Annotated in this window: 18 protein-coding genes and 1 rRNA gene; 9 read left to right on the top strand and 10 right to left on the bottom strand. The window is 49.4% G+C overall.

Annotation, left to right across the window (positions count from 1 at the left end):
* Positions 1-5: 5 nt before the first annotated feature.
* Positions 6-824 (bottom strand): hypothetical protein, encoded by an 819-nt coding sequence (locus GKS04_03150; GenBank protein ID QMU56166.1) that lies wholly within the window; start codon positions 822-824, stop codon positions 6-8.
* Positions 825-1,182: 358 nt separating this feature from the next.
* On the opposite strand from GKS04_03150, the gene GKS04_03145 reads away from it, so the two are divergent.
* On the top strand, positions 1,183-2,481 hold the full coding sequence (locus GKS04_03145) for a homoserine dehydrogenase (protein QMU56165.1): 1,299 nt from the start codon (positions 1,183-1,185) through the stop codon (positions 2,479-2,481).
* 1 nt (position 2,482) lies between these two features.
* Here the strand turns inward: GKS04_03145 and rnc are convergent, their stop codons facing one another.
* Positions 2,483-3,139, bottom strand: coding sequence for a ribonuclease III (gene rnc, locus GKS04_03140; GenBank protein ID QMU56164.1), 657 nt, complete (start codon positions 3,137-3,139; stop codon positions 2,483-2,485).
* Positions 3,140-3,324: 185 nt separating this feature from the next.
* On the opposite strand from rnc, the gene glnA reads away from it, so the two are divergent.
* The 3 genes from glnA (at position 3,325) to GKS04_03125 (ending at position 6,970) form a co-directional block, all read left to right on the top strand.
* A complete protein-coding gene (gene glnA / locus GKS04_03135; protein ID QMU56687.1) occupies positions 3,325-4,731 on the top strand; it encodes a type I glutamate--ammonia ligase in 1,407 nt (468 codons plus the stop codon).
* A gap of 68 nt (positions 4,732-4,799) precedes the next feature.
* Complete coding sequence (locus GKS04_03130) at positions 4,800-6,359, top strand: hydantoinase B/oxoprolinase family protein (protein ID QMU56163.1); 1,560 nt, start codon at positions 4,800-4,802, stop codon at positions 6,357-6,359.
* 5 nt (positions 6,360-6,364) lie between these two features.
* On the top strand, positions 6,365-6,970 hold the full coding sequence (locus tag GKS04_03125; protein ID QMU56686.1) for a hypothetical protein: 606 nt from the start codon (positions 6,365-6,367) through the stop codon (positions 6,968-6,970).
* On the opposite strand, the gene GKS04_03120 is transcribed toward GKS04_03125, so the two are convergent.
* A complete protein-coding gene (locus tag GKS04_03120) occupies positions 6,967-7,155 on the bottom strand; it encodes a hypothetical protein (protein QMU56162.1) in 189 nt (62 codons plus the stop codon). The two genes, GKS04_03125 and GKS04_03120, sit on opposite strands and share 4 nt — an antisense overlap.
* Positions 7,152-8,315, bottom strand: coding sequence for a DNA recombination protein RmuC (gene rmuC / locus GKS04_03115; GenBank protein ID QMU56161.1), 1,164 nt, complete (start codon positions 8,313-8,315; stop codon positions 7,152-7,154). Before rmuC ends, GKS04_03120 begins: the two co-directional genes overlap by 4 nt.
* Positions 8,316-8,345: 30 nt before the next feature.
* On the opposite strand from rmuC, the gene dprA reads away from it, so the two are divergent.
* Both dprA and GKS04_03105 read left to right on the top strand, forming a co-directional pair.
* The gene (gene dprA / locus GKS04_03110) at positions 8,346-9,311 is read left to right on the top strand and encodes a DNA-protecting protein DprA (GenBank protein ID QMU56160.1); all 966 of its coding nucleotides are present in this window, start codon (positions 8,346-8,348) and stop codon (positions 9,309-9,311) included.
* A complete protein-coding gene (locus tag GKS04_03105) occupies positions 9,244-9,459 on the top strand; it encodes a helix-turn-helix domain-containing protein (protein QMU56159.1) in 216 nt (71 codons plus the stop codon). Before dprA ends, GKS04_03105 begins: the two co-directional genes overlap by 68 nt.
* A 31-nt stretch (positions 9,460-9,490) precedes the next feature.
* Here the strand turns inward: GKS04_03105 and GKS04_03100 are convergent, their stop codons facing one another.
* The 4 genes from GKS04_03100 to GKS04_03085 form a co-directional block, all read right to left on the bottom strand.
* On the bottom strand, positions 9,491-10,030 hold the full coding sequence (locus GKS04_03100; GenBank protein QMU56158.1) for a DUF1439 domain-containing protein: 540 nt from the start codon (positions 10,028-10,030) through the stop codon (positions 9,491-9,493).
* Positions 10,031-10,046: 16 nt separating this feature from the next.
* Positions 10,047-11,081: an outer membrane beta-barrel protein gene (locus GKS04_03095; GenBank protein QMU56157.1), complete on the bottom strand. Its 1,035-nt coding sequence runs from the start codon at positions 11,079-11,081 to the stop codon at positions 10,047-10,049.
* A 195-nt stretch (positions 11,082-11,276) separates the two neighbouring features.
* Positions 11,277-12,071 carry a DUF4437 domain-containing protein gene (locus GKS04_03090; protein ID QMU56685.1) on the bottom strand — a complete coding sequence of 265 codons (795 nt, stop codon included), beginning with the start codon at positions 12,069-12,071 and terminating at the stop codon, positions 11,277-11,279.
* Positions 12,072-12,210: 139 nt separating this feature from the next.
* Positions 12,211-15,245 (bottom strand): 23S ribosomal RNA (locus tag GKS04_03085).
* A 190-nt stretch (positions 15,246-15,435) separates the two neighbouring features.
* Here GKS04_03085 and GKS04_03080 point away from each other — a divergent pair.
* Genes GKS04_03080 through GKS04_03070 form a run of 3 tightly spaced genes read left to right on the top strand, consistent with a single transcriptional unit; the run spans position 15,436 to position 16,916 of the window.
* A complete protein-coding gene (locus GKS04_03080) occupies positions 15,436-15,759 on the top strand; it encodes a hypothetical protein (GenBank protein ID QMU56156.1) in 324 nt (107 codons plus the stop codon).
* Between the two features lie 26 nt (positions 15,760-15,785).
* Positions 15,786-16,415: a hypothetical protein gene (locus GKS04_03075; protein ID QMU56155.1), complete on the top strand. Its 630-nt coding sequence runs from the start codon at positions 15,786-15,788 to the stop codon at positions 16,413-16,415.
* A 60-nt stretch (positions 16,416-16,475) separates the two neighbouring features.
* On the top strand, positions 16,476-16,916 hold the full coding sequence (locus tag GKS04_03070) for a hypothetical protein (GenBank protein ID QMU56154.1): 441 nt from the start codon (positions 16,476-16,478) through the stop codon (positions 16,914-16,916).
* Between the two features lie 77 nt (positions 16,917-16,993).
* Here GKS04_03070 and GKS04_03065 read toward each other — a convergent pair whose 3' ends face one another.
* Together GKS04_03065 and GKS04_03060 are read right to left on the bottom strand one after the other, a co-directional pair.
* Positions 16,994-18,169 (bottom strand): glycoside hydrolase family 3, encoded by a 1,176-nt coding sequence (locus GKS04_03065; protein QMU56153.1) that lies wholly within the window; start codon positions 18,167-18,169, stop codon positions 16,994-16,996.
* Between the two features lie 11 nt (positions 18,170-18,180).
* Positions 18,181-19,356, bottom strand: a complete 1,176-nt coding sequence (locus GKS04_03060) for a hypothetical protein (GenBank protein ID QMU56152.1) — start codon at positions 19,354-19,356, stop codon at positions 18,181-18,183.
* Positions 19,357-19,396: the final 40 nt, after the last annotated feature.

Genomic DNA, 19,396 nt, shown 5'->3' with positions numbered 1-19,396 from the left:
TGAAATTAAAGACTGTATAAAAGACCGAAGGAGAACACATTTGCCGAAGCGTCCGCCTGCGCGGGTATCTGTTCGTCCTGAATGGTAATGGGAAAAGGTGACCCTCGAAATTCAGCCGTTATCTGTTCCGAAGAAAGCCCGGTTGCTTCATAAGTAAATGTTTCTTTGCCCTGCTCAATCCTCGTGTAACTCAGACGCGCGCGTATTCCTTCCACCCCTATAATTTCCCCGAGCGCGTATTCAAAACCCGCTCCGAATGAAATCCCGTCAAAAGTTACATCGGTATGAACGGGCCGGTCGAGAACTGCGATGGCAATTTCATCCGGAACAGACGGGTTAGGCGGGAGAGAAATGGTTTTCACAGTGCCCGTGGCTTCAACCCAGCTTCTTCCCCAACCGATATTTGAATAGACCATAGTGTTCTCTTTGAGCAGAAATCCCACGCGGGTCGTTATGCCGAAAAACCCCTGAGTGATGTCTATGTCGGAAGTGAAATTCGGGCTGTTGAACGCTTTTGTGTCGTCGTAACTTCCGTAACTCCCACTGAATTCAAGTGCGGCGAAAACTCTGTTCAAAGTTATTCCATAGCCCGCGAAAAGAGAACCTCCCGCAAGGTTGTCAGTGCCGCCAAAGGGAAAAGGACCCTGAGAAACATCTACTGTTGTTCCCGGAGGAGCCGGCGAGGGAACCGGAACGGTAGCCGTAAGGGGCCCAAGCATTCCTTCCGCCTTGTTTGAAACAAAAGCCGAGTCAATTCCACCGTAGAAACCGTCAAACTTGCCACCGTCAAAAGACGAAACCTCTTGCGCCCGGCTCGCGAACACAACTGAAAATGCAAGAAAAAAAATAGAAACAGTAAAGAGAAGCGTTGCAGAGAAAACATGGGGGCAATTTAACCATTGAAACTATGCTAAATCAAACCGCCGTTGAAGAAAAAGCCAACACCGCGCGGTCAATTTAAAATCGGGCAACATATCCGGCAAACAGTGAAAAAGACGGCTCATGCGTTTCCCTTAAATCCAAAATTGTTCACGCTGTCCCTAACAGGTCTGACAGTCGCGATTCCCGAACCCGCCGAGCCGACTCCACCAAAACATCCGGCGACCGCCAACGGCAGACACAATGAGATAAAAAGTTTTTTTATACATCCGACAGCTATAGATTATAATTTACACTTCAAAAATGTTAAACAGTTCGAAAAAAAAGGTGAATATCGGACTCATAGGCGCGGGCACGGTCGGGTGCGGGGTTTATGAAGTTGTTCGGAGCAGCCGTAAAACAATCAAGCAAAAAACCGGCGTTGAACTTATTATTAAAAGCATTGCGGACATCGAGCCGAACAGAAAAAGACCGGTCAAAATCCCTAAAACTCTTTTCACCAAAGACGCTTATGAACTGATTAACGACCCGGAAATTAACACTGTTATTGAGCTTGTCGGAGGCACAACAGTCGCGCGCAAGTTCGCGCTTGCGGCGATTAAAAACGGCAAAAATCTTGTTACGGCGAATAAGGCGTTGCTCGCGCTCAAAGGAAAAGAGATTTTTTCCGCCGCCGCAAAAAAAGGGGTGGAGGTCGGGTTTGAAGCCAGCGTCGGTGGAGGAATTCCTCTTATTCAGGGCCTTCGTGAAGGATTTTGCGCGAACAAAATAGTTTCCATTCACGGCATCATGAACGGAACTTCAAACTACATACTGCACAAAATGTCCGCCGGAGGGCAAACATTCAAACAGGCGCTCGCGGACGCGCAACGCGAGGGATACGCGGAAGCCGACCCGTCTTTTGATGTTAACGGCACGGATTCGGCTCACAAACTGCTGATACTTATTGCGCTCGCGTGGGGAAACCTTTTCAAACTGAAAGACATCATGGTTGAGGGAATAGCGGGCATAGACTCGGCGGACATCTCTTACGCGCGGGAGTTCGGATACAAAATCAAGCCGCTTGCGACCGCAAAAATCTCAGGCGGCGCGATAGAGGCCGGAGTGTATCCCGCGCTTGTGGGCAATGACACGCAACTCGCCTCGGTCAACGGAGCTTTCAACGCCGTACGCGTGGAGGGAGACCATGTTGGCCCGGCGATGTTTTACGGAATGGGCGCGGGAATGATGCCGACTGCGAGCGCGGTTGTGAGCGACGTTGTCAGAATAGCGCGCGGCGGCGGAAGTGCGCCGGTGGCGGAAAGTTTCTCACAAAACAGAGCGCGCCGTCTCGCGCCGCCGCAAAGCGTAAAAAGCAGGTTTTATGCGAAATTTCAAGCCAAAGACGAGCCCGGAGTGCTCGGAAAAATCTCCGCCGCGCTCGGAAAATCGGGCATCAGCATACAGTCTGTAATTCAAAAACCGGGCGGTTCGGCAAAGAAAGTGCCCGTTGTGATAATGACGCGGCGGACAACCGGGAAAAATATGCGCGCCGCAGTAGCGGGAATTGAAAAACGCATAACAAAAACACCCGCCGTGGTTTTGAGAGTGAGCGATATCTGAATTAGAGCGACTCAAGCGCCTCTTTCGCCGCACGCTGTTCCGCCTCTTTTTTGCTTCTGCCCTGCCCTCTGCCGAAAATATCCGAGCCGTCTCCCACGGCGCTGAAAAAATACTTTTCATACGCGGACCCGGCTTCCTCGGTTTCATAGACGGGAAGAGAACCGTTGCGTTTGTGAAACGCCTTTTGCAGTTCGGATTTGTAATCGGTAACAAGGCTCCATTTCTCTCTGTTGCTCAGAATTAAATCGGATACAAACTTGCGCGCCGTTTCGTAACCGCCGTCAAGAAAAATGGCGCCTACAACCGCTTCAAACACATCAGCAAGGTTTGACTCCCTTTCCCTTCCGCTCTTTTCCTCTCCTTTGCCCAACAGCATGCATTCGCCCAAACCCAGAGCTCTCGCGTAGCCCGCAAGGTTTTCACCGCTCACAATGCTGCTTCTCTTGACCGAGAGTTCACCCTCGTCCGCTTCGGGAAAGATCTTCCATAAATCTTCGGCGGCAACACACCCGACAACGGAATCGCCAAGAAATTCAAGCCGCTGGTTGTCAACATTGCCGCCTTTTTCGTTTCTGTATGAGCGGTGAGTGAAAGCGGCTTCAAGAAGTTGTGAATCTCGGAAATCGTAGCCAAGTTTTATGTTCTTCATAAAGCACATTATACACCCGCGAGGCGGGAGACGGACTGTTTGACAGCCAAGACGGCGTTATGTAATTTTTCATTAAAGGGTTGGTCTAAACAAAGGCGGTTACCGCATCCAGCCCCGCTAAAAGGAGAATAAAAGTGGCGAAAAAAGCACCGAGAAAGGCGGCTCCGAGCCGTATTGACACCAACAAGGCTGAGATAGCGAAAGCGGTCAAGTTCATCAAAAGCAGCAAGGCGGAATACATAGATCTGCGATTTCTTGATTTTGTCGGAATGTGGCAGCATTTCACCGTTCCGGCGTCCGAATTTGACGCATCCGCTTTTGAAGAGGGAATGGGGTTTGACGGCTCAAGCATAAGGGGCTGGAAAACAATCAACGCGAGCGACATGCTCACCGTGCCCGACCCCGCGACCGTCCGGCTTGACCCTTTTATGGAAAAACCCACAGTTGTTATTCTGTGCAACATAGTTGACCCAATTACAAAAGAGCCCTATTCACGCGACCCCAGAAACATCGCGGGAAAAGCCGAAGCGTATATGAAAAGCACGGGTATGGCGGACACGGCTCATTTCGGTCCGGAACTTGAGTTTTTCATTCTTGAAGACATCCGTTACGACCAAACAGCCAATTCCGGCTACTACTTTGTAGATTCCGATGAGGGAATCTGGAATTCCGGAAGTGATGATTTCCCCAACCTCGGATACAAACTGAGGCACAAAGAAGGGTACTTCCCCACTCCTCCGGCTGACAGCCACCACGACCTCCGATCTGAAATGGTTTCCGTTATGCAGGAAATGGGAATTGTTGTTGAGGCTCACCACCATGAGGTCGCGACAGGCGGACAGGCGGAGATTGACATGAAGTTCGCACCGCTTATGACAATGGGCGACCAGATGATGTGGTATAAATACATCTGTCGCAATGTCGCTCGCAGACACGGCAAAGCGGTGACCTTTATGCCCAAACCGCTGTTTGATGACAACGGCTCCGGGATGCACATTCACCAGTCGCTGTGGAAGAAAGGCAAACCTCTGTTTGCGGGCAACGGATATGCGGGAATGAGTGAAACCGCAATGCATTACATAGGCGGCATACTCAAACACGCGCGTGCGATTTGCGCTTTCAGCAACTCAACCACGAATTCATACAGACGGCTTGTTCCGGGCTTTGAGGCGCCGGTCAACCTCGCCTACTCGGCAAGGAACAGAAGCGCGGCGGTGAGAATACCGATGTATTCTCCGAGCCCCAAGGCAAAGCGGATTGAGTGCAGATTCCCCGACCCTTCATGCAACGGGTATCTGACTTTTTCAGCAATGCTGATGGCAGGTCTTGACGGAATTGAGAACAAAATCAAACCCGGCGACCCGATGGACAGAGACATCTACGCGCTCGGACCCGAAGAGTTGGAAAACATTCCTTCGGTTCCCGCATCTCTTGAAGAGGCGTTGAAATCACTTGAAAAAGACCATGACTTCCTTCTCAAGGGCGGAGTGTTTGATGAAGACCTGATAAAAACATGGATAGACTACAAGATGGAAAATGAGGTCAACCCCATTCGGCTGAGACCCGTTCCACAGGAGTTTATTCTCTACTTTGACGTTTGATTGAAAAATGAAACGGGAATAAAAAAGCGCCGTGTAAAAGCGGCGCTTTTTTTTGTAGGATAAAGCAAATGCCGTCACCTGACCGCTTTGAACTGGACATTTTCAACAACATACTTTCGGGAATAGCCGAAGAGATGGGCACGCGCCTGATGCGTTCGTCTTTCTCACCAAACATAAAAGAGCGGCGCGACTACTCATGCGCCATATTCAACTCAAAAGGGGAAATGATAGCGCAGGCGGCGCACATTCCGGTTCATCTCGGCTCAATGTCCTTTTCGGTCGCCGCCGTTCTTGAAGAGCGCGAAATATCAAATGGAGACATTTTCATACTGAATGACCCGTTCAAAGGCGGCACACACCTTCCGGACATCACTTGCGTTATTCCGGTTTTTATCGGCGGCAAGCCGTATTTTTATATAGCGGCGCGCGCCCACCATACAGATGTCGGGGGCAAAACACCCGGTTCAATGCCGCTTTCCACCTCAATAGACGAAGAGGGAATAATAATCGCGCCAACCCGTATAGAAAAAAAGGGGAAGCCGGACAAACGCCTCCTGAAAAAACTCGTTGCCGGAATGAGAAATCCCCAAGAGCGGTTTGGAGACCTGAACGCTCAAATAGCGGCGCTTGAAACGGGCGCGAAGCGGTTGCGTGAAACGGCGCGAAAATACTCGGTCAAAACCATTTGCAATTCGGCGGAGCGGCTTGTTGATTATGCCGAAAAAATGATGCGTGAAGCCATAATGAAGATTCCGGACGGTGAATACAAATTCACGGATTTTCTGGACGATGACGGCATGGGAACAAAAAGCATCCCCGTGAAGGCTACGGTGAACATCAGCGGAAATGAAGCCGTTGTTGATTTGTCGCGAAGTTCACCGCCGGTCAAAGGGTGCGTGAATGCGCCTTTCAGCGTTACCACTTCGGCGGTTCTATACGCCTTTCAGTGCCTCGCGCCGGACGATATTCCGCTTAATTCGGGCCCATTGAGAGCAATCAAAATTGTTACAGGTGAAAACTCTTTGCTCAAAGCCCGTTATCCGAGCGCCATAGCGGCGGGCAATGTGGAGACCTCGCAAAGGGTCGCGGACACGATTTTCGGCGCGCTCGCCAAAGCGGTTCCTGAGAAAATACAGGCGGCGAGCGCCGGAACGATGAACAACATAACCTTCGGTTCCGGTGGTGGACGCAACGAGCGGGAATTTGTTTATTACGAAACAATCGGGGGCGGCATGGGCGGAAGACAGGGAGCGGATGGTGTGTCCGCCGTGCAGACTCATATGACAAACACGCTCAACACCCCGATAGAAGCGATTGAAAGAGAATTGCCCGTGCGCATTGAGTCTTATTCCATCCGGAAAAACTCAGGTGGAAAGGGAAAGTTTTGCGGCGGTAACGGCATTGTGAGGGAATACAGATTTCTTGAGCAGGCCGCGGTCTCAATCATCACCGAAAGGAGAAAATACCGCCCGTGGGCGATAGGGGACGGTGAAAAAGGCAAAAGCGGAAAGAATTTTCTGATTCGCGGCGGAAAGAAAACCGAACTCAAACCCAAACAAAGTTTTAAGGCGCGTAAAGGAGACATCCTAAGAGTGGAAACTCCGGGCGGCGGAGCGTGGGGAAAATAAAACCCATGCGGCGGTTTCTTGTACTGATTGTGCTTTTGCCTCTCACCGGCTGCATCGGCTCCTACGTTCCGCCGGACCTCAACAATGCGTGCTCAATTCTCAAAGAGAAACGGGGATGGTATGGAGACGTTTTAAGAACGGAGAAAAAATGGGGCGTGCCCATACCGGTAAGCATGGCGTTCATTCGTCAGGAATCAAGTTTCAGAAAAAGAGCAAAACAGCCGAGGAAAAAAATCCTCCGGATTATTCCATGGAAAAGGGTTTCATCCGCTTCCGGATACTCGCAAGCGGTCAACAAGACGTGGGAGCAGTATTTGAAAGAGACGGGGAAAAGCGGATTGATGACGCGCCGGTCGGATTTCAAAGACGCCGTGGATTTTATCGGATGGTATAACAACAAAAGCGTGCGGACGCTCGGAATAAAAAAGAATGACGCCTATAATCTTTATCTCGCCTACCACGAGGGATGGACGGGATACCGTAAAGGAACTTACAAAAAAAAGGAATGGCTGATTAAAACCGCGCGAAAGGTGGAGAAGAACAAAAAATCCTATGCGGCGCAACTCGCGCGCTGTCACAACCTCAGAACAAAATGGCTTGGCATATTCTAGTGATGCCGTATGTCGTGAATGTATGAAATAAAAAACAAGATGAGCCCGATGGAAAATAGCACAATGTGGCTCATCTCTAATTTGCCCGACAGCAGACAGCCGACAAGCGTGGCGGCGACAAGCGGGCCGCTGAGACGGTCTGCAAGATAATACAGAAATGAAAACTTTTCGTTTTTGTGGCTCATACCGGGCGTTTCTCCTCAACCTTTTCCACATCCAAATCTTCTTCATCGGCAGAATCTTCAACAATCTGCGTAGGCAGAGACTTTGTCGTTTTCGCGCCGAGTTGTTTCATCTTTTCGGCTCTGCCCACGATATTGCCCCTTCCCGTTGAAAGTGAGTTATAAGCGTTTTCAAAGGTTTTAGTCGCAGTACCCAACTGATTTCTAAGGTTGTCCATATACGATACAAAACCGGCGAATTTGTCATAAAGTTTTCCGGCTTCCTCGGCGATTTCCTGTGCATTCGCGTTGCGGTCTTCCATTTGCCACAAACTGTGAATGGTGCGCAAGACGGCAAGTAGTGTTGACGGACAGACAAGCACAATATTTTTATCAAACGCCTTTTGGAAAATGTTCCTCTCTTCGTTGACCGTGAGAATGTAAGCGGGCTCAACGGGAATAAACATCATCACAAAATTGAGAGTGCGAACACCGGGCGACCCCTGATAGTTTTTCGCACTCAACTCACTTATGTGCCTCTCAACTGAGGCGATGTGTTTTTTTAGAAAATCCGCCCTTTGCTCTTCGGTTTCCGCCGAGCAGTATTGCGTATAGTCACTAAGAGACACCTTTGAATCAATTACAATGTCCTTTTTATCAGGTAGGTGAACAATCACATCAAGAACCCGCCTTCCGCCCTTCGCGTCAGGAACAGACTTTTGCGCTTCGTATTCCCTGCCTTCGCGCAAACCCGATATTTCAAGCGTCTTTTCAAGCACAAACTCACCCCAGTTCCCCTGCTGTTTGGTATCGCCCTTGAGCGCATTTGTAAGGTTTTGCGCCTCTTCACCAAGAGTCGTGTTCATTGTTTTGAGATCTGTAATCTGGTTTTTCAATTCTCCGAATTTGCCGGAAAAATTATCGTTCGTAGTGGTAAAGGTATCTTTAAAAGTTCCTATCTGATTCTGCAAAGGAGTTAAAATATTACTGAGCGTACTGAGATTCTGTCCACCGTCTTTCAGAGTGCTAATCTCCCTCTTGTGCGCCTCGCGTTCGCTGGCAATTTTGGTTTCCAGTTGGGCAATTCCGACTCTAAGCTCAGAGTTCTCCCCGAACTTGCCATATAGTAGAAAGCCAACACCGGCAAGAACCAATATCAGGGCAATGATTATTACCAATTCCATCTTATTGGTTATTATATCGGCTTCTGAACAATGGACGAGAAATCTTGTTTTATCGCTCTAAGTTTTATCAAAGGGCTCGGCGATGTTCTCATCAGCCGTCTGGTTGAGGGGTGCGGCTCAGCGGAAAACGTTTTCAAACAGGCGCGAACGCCGGGCGCTCTTGCGCGAATTGGCGGAATCGGCCCGGAAACTGAAAAAATTGTCAAAAACTTTTCCGACTGGCAAAAGGTGGAAAAAGAGATTTCTGAAGCCCGGAAGCGGGATTTTGAAATTCTTACTCTTTCGGATGACCGCTACCCGGAAAACCTTAAACAAATTTATTCCGCGCCCGCGGTTCTCTATGTTTTCGGCGAGATAAAAAAGCGGGACTTGCTCTCGGTCGCGATAGTGGGTTCGCGTTCCCCGTCAAAATACGGAACGGATTCAGCCACATTCCTGTCCTCGGAACTTGCGGCGGTTGGAGTTTGTGTCGTAAGCGGAATGGCAAGAGGCATAGACTCCTCGGCTCACAAAGCGGCTATAAACGCGGGCGGGCGCACGGTCGCGGTACTCGGAAGCGGACTTGACTTCATCTACCCGCCGGAAAATCACGAACTCTACAACAGCATCGCGAAAAACGGCGCCGTTATTTCTGCTTTCCCGCTTGGAACCGAGCCCGACAAAACAAATTTTCCCCAACGCAACTCAGTCATAAGCGGGCTTTCACTTGGCACGGTGGTAATTCAGGCGTCAAACAAAAGCGGGTCTTTGATAACGGCAAATCTTGCACTTGAACATGGCAGAGAGGTGTTTGCCGTACCGGGCAGAATCGGAGAAAAAATGAGCGGGGGAACAAACTCCCTTATCAAGAAAGGCGCGAAACTGGTTGAAAATATAAGCGACATAACAGAAGAGATTCCTCTTATAAAACATCTGAAAAACAGGACGGATGACACATCCGCTCAGAACAGTAAAAAATTCGCCTCGCTGTCTGAAGAGAAGAAAAAAACTTCTTGAGTTAACACGCCGGGAACCGCTCCACATTGACAAAATAGCGGAAAAAACCGGAAGCCCCGTATCTTCAGTTTCCACTTTTCTACTTGAACTTGAAATAGAAGGACTTATTGAGCAGACCGAAGGAGGACTTTATCAATCAAAGGTTTAAACACAGACAATAAGAGCCGCTGAAAACATCTCTACAAGCCAAAAACAAGAGCCATCATACCGTCCGTTATTTTTATATCCTTGAAAATCGCGTGGGCTATTCTGCCTGTCCTGCCGGCTTTATCCAATTGATAAACCGGTTTTATTGTGAAAATCTCCAGCAACGCCTCGCCTACAATCTCACGGATAATCTTTTCAGTTTCCGCCGGAAGCCCCTGAAGTTCAAACTTTTTCAATTTGAGATTGATTAGATAGACGGAGCCCGTTTTGGGATCGTAATGAATGTCAGTTTCCGCGTAAACTTTGCTCTTCAAAGTCTCAACGCCCGTCAAAAAAATGGAAATTGAACAACCAACTCCGATAAAACCACTTCCTTTTTCAAGCCGCACGCGCGGTTCGGAAAAAACTGTTTTGAAAAAAAGCAGATGCCTTCTTTCGTAGGGAAACTGCTTTTCCAGACGGGTTTGAATCTGTTCTTCAGTAATGTGGATTTCAATCCGCGGCTTTGCGACAATGAAATATGCCGCCGCCGCGATTAGCACAACAAGAACAATCAACAAGACTTTTTTCAAAGCCCGTACGCCCGTATCAGTTGAGGTAGTATTTCAAACTCAGCGCCGCTCCCCACAACTGCAAGTCATCCGTTTCGGATGTGTATGTTACGGTGTTGCTTCTGCCGCCCAAATTCGGGTTAGCCTGCGGACTTACGGTTGAAGCGTGGTCTCTGATAACGTCCCATGTTTCAGGGTCGCCTTCAAGTTCGCTGAAGTAAGCCCAGCGGAGTTTCAGTCCGGCGGATAACTTTTCTGACAGAGCGTAGTCAAACCCTAAAACAACCTGAAATCCAAGCAGGCCATCTTCGTGGGTTCTGCTTGAAGAACTTACGGTTCCCTCAAGGTCTTCAAGCACACAGTCATTATTAGCTGTCGGGTCATCGCCTGCGGCGCAGGGTCCACCCGTCGGGTGTCCATCATTTGCAGTTGGGTCAGGAGTGTCTCCGTTGTTATTCCTCTGAAAGAAACTGAGCAAATTGGCTTTTGTTTTTGACCACCCGACTCCGCCTCCCACATATGGCGTGAACTTTGAGTCGGTGTGGAAATCGTAATACAGATTGGCGAAAACATTATGTGACTGAATATCGCTGAGTCGTCCGAATACTTGTCCGCCAAAAGCGGGGTCAAACTCAGCAGCCTTCGATCCCATAAAAGTAGTTTCAGAACGTTCATCAAAGTCGTTACTGCGGTAGAGATACTCAACCTCCGCCCTTATGGGAATCCCCAGAATGCGTGAATATCCCGCCGTTACTCCGATAGTATGGCCCACACTTGAGTCAAACTCATTTTCCCACCGACTACCGGTGAAACCGGTACAACTGGGAGTTCCTGCATCATCACGGAAAGCCGTCTCTTGCGCATCGGAATTTACACCCGCAAGAAATCCATTCTGACCGCTATAATGCAAGTCGCATCGGGACGGAATGCCTCTATTGAAATTGTTAAACTCAACACTCGGCGCAATGGACAGACCGGCATCCAGCCCAATGTAAGGACCTTCCGTCGCGCTCGCCGGTTGAACAAAAGGCGCAACAAGTAAAATCAGCAAAAGAACAAGCAGTTTTCTCATATTCAAATCCTCTCAGCCTGCAAAATCAAACTGTTTTAATTTTTTTAATAGTAAACAAAAGATCTGCGTTAGAGTAAACAAAAGAAATTATGGGAACACAACGCTAACGAGATGGCAATCGGCAAGTAAAGTGGCGCAATGCTTAAAAGTTAGGATGAATTAAATATTGTGTCCCCGAAACTTAATTAGTAATATTCACTCCTTGAACTTATAGGTTCCCTCTGAATTTATATAAAAAAGACAATCACCTTTGGATTCACAACTAATTCCATGTTTTGATTGACCTTTGAAACCGAAGTAACTCCCGGACGGGAGCGTTTTCGTACTGCTATTCAAACCGGCTTTACCGCTAATCACTACCAATTTAAGACTCTTTCCTGAACTGCTGAGTTTTGCCCGCGTACCTGATGCCAATTTAATAAGCGTGCCGTTCTTTTGATTTGAGCCGAACTTTCCCCATAAATATGCGACTTCAACACCGTTCCCATCTATCAGACTGGAATCGTCAGAGTCTATCCATACGATGTTTGAAGCATCTACATTTACAGGTCTCTCGCCGCTGTCAAATGCTTTTTCCGTAGGCATTACCAAATAAGGAGCGCTTTCAATGTCAATAAACGCAATGTTGGTTTTCCCTTTAGCCGCCGTTATATGAACTTCGCCTTTCGGTTGTGTCCAAAAAGACCCGGCAGGCATCCACATATTTTCAGCGTCTGGATCGTCATTATGCACGAGCCCACTAATTACAACCCCCTTGTACGACACATTATGAATATGTGGGGGCGACCTGAATCCATCGACAAAATTTACAAGAAAACCTGTTGGCACTTTACTGCCTTTACGGTCTCCCCATAACGTAGCGACATCAGGGCTTCCATCCCCTCTTGCCGGATTAAGTTTTTCCCATTGAAGTTCTGAAGCCAATACAAGTTGAGTGTCTGGCTCCTCCCTCATTGTGTTTAAGAAATTAGCGTCGCAACTTGCTGACATCAACACTATCCCTAAAACGGCAATATAGTGCTTCAAAACAAATCCATCTTCAGTTTTTGACTGACTTTTTCAAACCAAATACATAACTGACGCGAATAAGAAACAACACCCATCTTTTTTTCAAGTGTTTTCAAGCCCCGTGGAGAAGCCTCACGGTCGGTTAGTAACGGTCAGCTCAACACATTGCTGTGCTTACACCTCCGTCCTATCAAACTCGTAATCTCCAAGTGACCTTAAGGGGACTAAAAGTCCCGGGAAATCTAATCTTGAGGGGGGCTTCCCACTTAGATGCTTTCAGCGGTTATCCCTTCCGCACATAGCTACTCAGCACTGCCGCTGGCGCGACAACTGATACACCAGAGGTGCGTTCACTCCGGTCCTCTCGTACTAGGAGCAAATCCTCGCAAATTTCCTACGCCCGCTACAGATAGGGACCGAACTGTCTCACGACGTTCTGAACCCAGCTCGCGTACCGCTTTAATTGGCGAACAGCCAAACCCTTGGGACCTTCTCCAGCCCCAGGATGCGATGAGCCGACATCGAGGTACCAAACCTCCCCGTCGATGTGAACTCTTGGGGGAGATTAGTCTGTTATCCCCGGCGTACCTTTTATCCGTTGATCGATGGCCTTTCCACACAGAACCACCGGGTCACTAAGGCCGACTTTCGTCCCTGCTCGACCTGTCGGTCTCGCAGTCAAGCTCCCTTATGCCTTTATACTCGAAGCCCGGTTTCCAATCGGGCTGAGGGAACCTTTGCACGCCTCCGTTACTCTTTAGGAGGCGACCGCCCCAGTCAAACTACCCGCCTGACACTGTCCTTGATCCGGATAACGGACCTAAGTTAGAATTCCAGAATTGCAAGGGTGGTATTTCACTGGTGTCTCCACTCCGCCCTAAAGCGGAGCTTCAGAGACTCCCACCTATGCTACGCAAGCAACACCGGAACCCAATGCCAGGTTGCAGTAAAGGTGCACGGGGTCTTTCCGTCCCGTAGCGGGTATCCGGCGTCTTCACCGGAACCACAATTTCGCTGAGTCTTCGGCCGAGACAGTGCGGCGATCGTTACACCTTTCATGCAGGTCGGAACTTACCCGACAATGAATTTCGCTACCTTAGGACCGTTATAGTTACGGCCGCCGTTTACCGGGGCTTCGGTTCCGAGCTTCTCCCACCGAAGTGGAATGACAAGTCCCCTTAACCGTCCGGCACCGGGCAGGTGTCAGGCCCTATACGTCGGCTTGCGCCTTTGCAGAGCCCTGTGTTTTTGGTAAACAGTCGTCACCGCCTAGTTACTGCGACCCGCTTCCGCTCCAACCGAGAAGGTCTTCACGTAATGCGGGCACCCCTTATCCCGAAGTTACGGGGCTAATTTGCCGAGTTCCTTAGCCGAAGTTCTCTCACGCGCCTTAGTATTCTCTACTCACCTACGTGTGTCCGTTTACGGTACGAGCACTCAGTCGTCAACACTTAGAGGCTTTTCTTGGAAGCATGGGATTGGTCACTTTGTGGGACGCGAAAGCGTCCCTCGTATTCGCTTCTCGAGGTTAATGAAAGAACGGATTTACCTGTTCCTTCCCTCTACCAGCTTAAACCGGGTAATCCAACACCCGGATGACCTGCCCTTCTCCGTCCCCCCGTCGCTCAGACTGAGTGGTACAGGAATATTGGCCTGTTTTCCATCGACTACGCCTTTCGGCCTCGTCTTAGGTCCCGACTAACCCTGGGAGGACGAGCCTTGCCCAGGAAACCTTAGGTTTTCGGCGAAGCGGATTCTCACCGCTTTTGTCGCTACTCATGCCGGCATTCTCACTTCCCGACGGTCCAGGCCTCCTCACGGTAACCCTTCAATCCGACGGGAACGCTCCCCTACCGCTGTCCGACCGGCGAACCGGTCAGACAACCCGCAGCTTCGGCACCAAACTTGAGCCCCGATTCATTTTAGGCGCAAGTAAGCATCGACCAGTGAGCTGTTACGCTTTCTTTGAAGGGTGGCTGCTTCTAAGCCTACCTCCTGGCTGTCTATGCTTACTCACCTCCTTTACCACTTAGTTTGGATTTGGGGGCCTTAGCTGACGGTCTGGGTTGTTTCCCTTTTGCCCCTTGGAACTTATCTCCCAGGGACTGACTCCCATGCTGTCCAACGCGGCATTCGGAGTTTGACTGGGGTTGGTAGATCTCTCGACCCCCTAGCCCAACCAGTGCTCTACCTCCGCGTTGTATCACATGAGGCTATACCGAAATATATTTCGGGGAGAACCAGCTATCACGAACCTTGATTAGCCTTTCACTCCGATCCACAGCTCATCCGATAGGTTTTCACCCCTAAACGGTTCGGGCTTCCACAAAGGTTTTCTCTCCGCTTCACCCTGGCCATGGATAGGTCGGTTCGCTTCGGGTCTATTGCCAGTGACTTGTCGCCCGTTTAAGACTCGCTTTCGCTTCGGCTACACCTCTATCGGCTTAACCTTGCCAATGACAATAACTCGCCGGCTCATTAGGCAAAAGGCACGCCGTCAGACATTCCCGGAGCAAGCCCCGGGCATAGTCCTCCGACTGGTTACAGGCAAATGGTTTCAGATTCTATTTCACTACCCTTATCGGGTTACTTTTCACCTTTCCCTCACGGTACTAGTTCACTATCGGTCGGCAGCACATATTCAGCCTTGGAAGGTGGTCCTCCCGGATTCCTCCAACATTTCACGTGTGCCGGAGTACTTGGGAATTCGACACGGAAGTTCGAAAGTTTTCGCGTACGGGACTTTCACCCTCTATGGTCCGGTTTTCCAACCGGTTCTGCTAACTTCCGAATTTGTAACTTCCGCAGAGGTTTCACGGAACCTCTGAAGTCGAATCCCACGACACCGTATAAGCAACGCCGTGTCTTGACACTCATACGGTTTAGGCTGTTCCCCGTTCGCTCGCCGCTACTAGGAGAATCTCGGTTGATTTCTTTTCCTGAGGGTACTGAGATGTTTCACTTCCCCTCGTTTGCTTGACGTCGCTATGTATTCACAACGCCATAATCGGGTTTTGCCCGATCAGGTTTCCCCATTCGGAAATCTCCGGATCAAAGCGTGTTTAGCCGCTCCCCGGAGCTTATCGCAACTTACTACGTCCTTCATCGCTGTCTGCCACCAAGGCATCCACCATTAGCCCTGCGTATCTTGTCCACGAGGCATAAAAACACTCGAAACAAGATGGCGCGTTGTTTCTTATTCGCTCAGCTATGATTCAGTTGTCAAAGAACAACTCCCACGCAAACAAGGCGTGGAAGGAACGGTGATTGTAACAGGGTTGCGGTGGGTGTCAAGGGGGAGAAATTATTAGAGAATATATGCCAAATTGGTTTATAATCTCGGCTTATGGGTTTCATTGAAGCAATGGAGAGGATTCGCGAAGAATTTCCCAACGATAATGTAAAGCACGGGCAATTCTTTGAAAAAATGTGCAAGTCGTATCTTTTGAACGACCCGCTCTATGAAAACAGATTTTCTGATGTGTGGCTGTGGAACGAATTCCCCGACAGAAAAGAAGCCGACACCGGAGTTGACATTGTGGCAAAAGAGCACTCCGGGGCTCTGTGGGCTATTCAGTGCAATTTTTATGACGAAAATACAACACTAATAAAGAAAACATTGACTCATTTTTCACCACATCAGGCAGATATGATTTTTCCGAACGGGTAATAATCTCCACCACAAGCAAGTGGTCTGTGAACGCGGAACAAGCGCTCAAAGGGCAGAGAATACCAGTTCAAAGATGGGGTGTTAACGAGTTAAGAGAAAGCCCGATTGAATGGGGAAACATAAAAGAACCTGAAAAGACCACACGAAAAAGAAAGAAAAAACTGCTTGCGCACCAAAAAGACGCGTTAAAAAATGTTTCAAAGGGATTTAAGAAAGCCGACAGGGGCAAACTCATCATGGCTTGCAGGACGGGCAAAACCCTTACCTCGCTGAAAATCGCCGAAGAAATTGTTCCCGAAAACGGCAACATCCTTTTTCTTGTTCCTTCAATATCTCTTCTTTCTCAAGCGTTGAGAGAATGGTCTTTTGAAACAGACAGAGGACAGCGCAATTTCGCCGTCTGCTCGGATACCAAAGTTGGGGAAAAGGGAAACATCGAAGGCATCAACCCTTACGACCTCGCATTTCCAACAACAGACCACAACATTCTTGCGCAAAACCTGAAACAGAAAGCCCATGGCAGAACAAACATTTTTTCCACCTATCACTCAATAGAAATTGTCGCCAAAGCGCAGGAACTCGGCGCGCCCCAATTTGACCTTGTAATTTGCGATGAGGCACACCGCACAACAGGGGTTGAAAAAGAGGGATTTTAAGAATCGTATTTCACGAAAATACACAACGCCGATTTTCTAAAAGCCAAAAAACGGCTTTATATGACAGCCACCCCGCGAGTTTATTCCGACTCGGCAAAAGCAAAAGCCGAACAACACGATATTGATTATTTCTCAATGGACGATGAGCAAACCTACGGCAAGGAATTTTACCGCCTTGATTTCTCCGAAGCCGTTGAGAAAAACCTGCTGTCCGACTACAAAGTTCTTGTTCTCGCGGTGAATGAAGACCACATATCATCGGCAATGCAAACCCAACTTGCTAAACAAGGTGAACTCAACCTTGAAGACACGGCAAAAATAATCGGCTGTTACAAAGGACTTAAAAAAGAAATTGAAAACACGGAAGAAGCAAAAGAAATGGATATGTCGCCGATGAAACGCGCCGTTGCTTTGACTTGTTCACTTCAAATTGGAGCCCGTCTATTATTCCCCGCAAGAGTCTTGTATCACAGAGACCCTACAGCGCCGCGGGATTTCTGATTGAAGCGAACAAGCAGGCTCTTTAGGAGTCTACTTGTTATGTCAAGAAATATAATAGGAGAGACTTGAACTCTCCCCTATTCAACAATCCCGTATCTCTTTTTAATCTCCATTATCCGCTTGTATGAGCGGTAGATTCTTTTTCTCGGAATAACTCCCGTTTCAACGGCGCGCACAATGGCGTCTCTCACGCGGGCGGCGGCGGTTTTGTCATATTCGCCGATTTGATTGCCGATGATGACAATATCAACCCCGGCGTTGATTGATTTAATCACGGCTTGCTCCAATCCGTAGCGTTTTACAATCGCGCCCATCTGCATATCATCTGAAACAATCACGCCCTTGAATCCGAGCCCGCCCCTGAGAAGTCCGGAGAGAATTTTGCGCGACAGAGTCGCGGGCTCATCATCAAGTTTTTTGTTGATAATGTGCGCGGTCATAACAGCGCCGTCGTATCCTTCCGTTATCAACAGGCGGTAAGGCGTAAGTTCATCGGAGCGGTTGTAGGTTCCGGTCACATCCGCGACTCCGAGATGTGTGTCTTCGGTGGCGCTGCCGTGCCCTGGAAAATGTTTGAGCGCCGTAATTACGCGGTTTTCCCTGTGAGCCCGCGCAAACTGCGCGACATGGCTCGCCACAACCTGCGGGTCGCGACTGAAAGAGCGCTCCAAATGCCCGATTGCCGGACTTTGCGGATTGATATCAACATCGGCAACCGGCGCAAAATTGAAGTTGATTCCGGCAGAGCGCAACTCAAGCGCGATTTTTTCCGCCGCTTTGTATGTTTCGGATTCTGGCAGAAAGCCGAGTTTTTTCGCCGGAGGAATATCAAGAGAAAAACCGTATTTCGGCTTCAACCGGTTCACTTTTCCGCCTTCAACATCAGCCGCGATAAACAGACCCGTCCGCGACAAAGCCTGAAGATTTTTTATGAGTTTTTTGAGTTGAGAGGGAGACGATATGTTCCTTTTTTCCGCCCCGCCGCTCGGAAGATCGTAATCAAAAAGAATTATGCCCCCCGGCTTCAAATCGTAAAGCAGAGAAATAATCTCATCGTTAATTACCTCGCACCTCACGCCCACAATAAGCATCTGACCGGCAGCCTCGTCCAAGTCCGGCAGACGGAAATCGCTACGGGAGTCGCTGCGAAAATCACCGCCGTAGGAACAGGCGGACAGCAAAGCGGCGGCAAAAACCGCGAAAAGGAGCGGAGCCGCCGCGCGGACGCCGAAAAAATGTTTTTTATTTCTCATCCGCGGAAGAATTAAAAAATTCCCCTCGCCCTCTGAACAAGCGCGATAAATTTGGGATTTTTTCCGGTTCTCCAAACGGCAATCGCCATAACGGCAATAAACGCCGCTATCTGAATAAAGCCCGTCACTCCGCCCAAGGCGCCGCCCATCCACGCCGAAACAGACCAGCCCGCTTTGATGAGAATGAGGTCAAAAAGAACTCCCGAAACAAGAGACGCGACCGCGATTGAAGAAACATAGATGGAGGTAAAACGCCATCCGAACTGGCGGGACAAAACGGCTATCGTCCCCGTGTTAGTGGCGGGTCCGGACAAAAGAAACACAAGAGCCGCCGCGATGGGAGTGGCGGACGCGCAGATATAAACCGGAACTCCGGCAAAAAGAAGCAGGAAATACGGAACGGGACCCGATATTCCGTAGGCGGAAAGATCGGACGGAAGAGCTACAACAAGAACGCCGCCCGCGAGAATTCCGATAAAAAGCGGATAAAGAATCTCGTCCATCTGCTCAACAAAAGCGTGCCGTGATACCTTGCGGAGAATTTTCCCGAGCGGAGCGGGCGACTGCTTCCGCCGGCTTTCCTCAACCATATGCTCAACCCGCGGACCGGAACGCGAGCCCTGATTTGCAAACCCCGCCCTGTGGATAAATCCCCCGAATGAAGCAGAAACGGAATCCCGTATTCCGGAAAAGCCGATGTAGTCTTCCTCGGACATTCCCTGATGGCAGCATTTCTCCCCGCCGGTATCGGCGTCTGGCGGCGCGTCTGGATTTTTGCCGTCCAGAACCAGAATCATAATGGAGGTCGCAATTCCGGAGAAAAAACTCGCAACGGGGCGGAAAATCGCCACCAGTGGACCGAGCAGAGCGTATGTAATCGGAATGGAATCAACGCCGATTTCGGGAGCGGTAACGAGGAAAGACGCGCAAGCCGGTTTGCTCGCCCCCTTCTTTCTGAGTTCGGACACGACCGGAAGAACCGAGCTGCTGCACAGCGGAACCGGTATTCCAGCAAACGCCGCCATTATGGAACTGCGGAGGTCATTTCTGCCTATCAACTCCAGCACCTGCTCGCGGGAAATAAGGATGTGCATGAGACCGGAGAGGAAAAGACCGACCAGAAGAACCGGCGCCAATATGAGAAAAGTATTGACAAAATACCCGAAGAAAATTGCCGCGGTTTCCATAACGCCGCCCGCTTTATCAGCAGTCTTCCAAAAGTATACA

Source organism: Candidatus Mycalebacterium zealandia (genome assembly GCA_014075295.1).
Taxonomy (GTDB): domain Bacteria; phylum Desulfobacterota_D; class UBA1144; order Nemesobacterales; family Mycalebacteriaceae; genus Mycalebacterium; species Mycalebacterium zealandia.
Note: the sequence above shows the minus strand (reverse complement) of the source record. Positions and strands in the feature narration are given on the sequence as shown.

Excerpts from the sequence above, each read along its gene's own strand:
- GKS04_03145 (QMU56165.1), top strand. The coding sequence starts at position 1,183 with ATGTTAAACAGTTCGAAAAAAAAGGTGAATATCGGACTCATAGGCGCG.
- rnc (QMU56164.1), bottom strand. The coding sequence starts at position 3,139 with ATGTGCTTTATGAAGAACATAAAACTTGGCTACGATTTCCGAGATTCA.
- GKS04_03130 (QMU56163.1), top strand. The coding sequence starts at position 4,800 with ATGCCGTCACCTGACCGCTTTGAACTGGACATTTTCAACAACATACTT.
- GKS04_03125 (QMU56686.1), top strand. The coding sequence starts at position 6,365 with ATGCGGCGGTTTCTTGTACTGATTGTGCTTTTGCCTCTCACCGGCTGC.
- GKS04_03120 (QMU56162.1), bottom strand. The coding sequence starts at position 7,155 with ATGAGCCACAAAAACGAAAAGTTTTCATTTCTGTATTATCTTGCAGAC.
- rmuC (QMU56161.1), bottom strand. The coding sequence starts at position 8,315 with ATGGAATTGGTAATAATCATTGCCCTGATATTGGTTCTTGCCGGTGTT.
- dprA (QMU56160.1), top strand. The coding sequence starts at position 8,346 with ATGGACGAGAAATCTTGTTTTATCGCTCTAAGTTTTATCAAAGGGCTC.
- GKS04_03105 (QMU56159.1), top strand. The coding sequence starts at position 9,244 with ATGACACATCCGCTCAGAACAGTAAAAAATTCGCCTCGCTGTCTGAAG.
- GKS04_03095 (QMU56157.1), bottom strand. The coding sequence starts at position 11,081 with ATGAGAAAACTGCTTGTTCTTTTGCTGATTTTACTTGTTGCGCCTTTT.
- GKS04_03090 (QMU56685.1), bottom strand. The coding sequence starts at position 12,071 with ATGTCAGCAAGTTGCGACGCTAATTTCTTAAACACAATGAGGGAGGAG.
- GKS04_03080 (QMU56156.1), top strand. The coding sequence starts at position 15,436 with ATGGGTTTCATTGAAGCAATGGAGAGGATTCGCGAAGAATTTCCCAAC.
- GKS04_03070 (QMU56154.1), top strand. The coding sequence starts at position 16,476 with ATGACAGCCACCCCGCGAGTTTATTCCGACTCGGCAAAAGCAAAAGCC.
- GKS04_03065 (QMU56153.1), bottom strand. The coding sequence starts at position 18,169 with ATGAGAAATAAAAAACATTTTTTCGGCGTCCGCGCGGCGGCTCCGCTC.
- GKS04_03060 (QMU56152.1), bottom strand. The coding sequence starts at position 19,356 with ATGGAAACCGCGGCAATTTTCTTCGGGTATTTTGTCAATACTTTTCTC.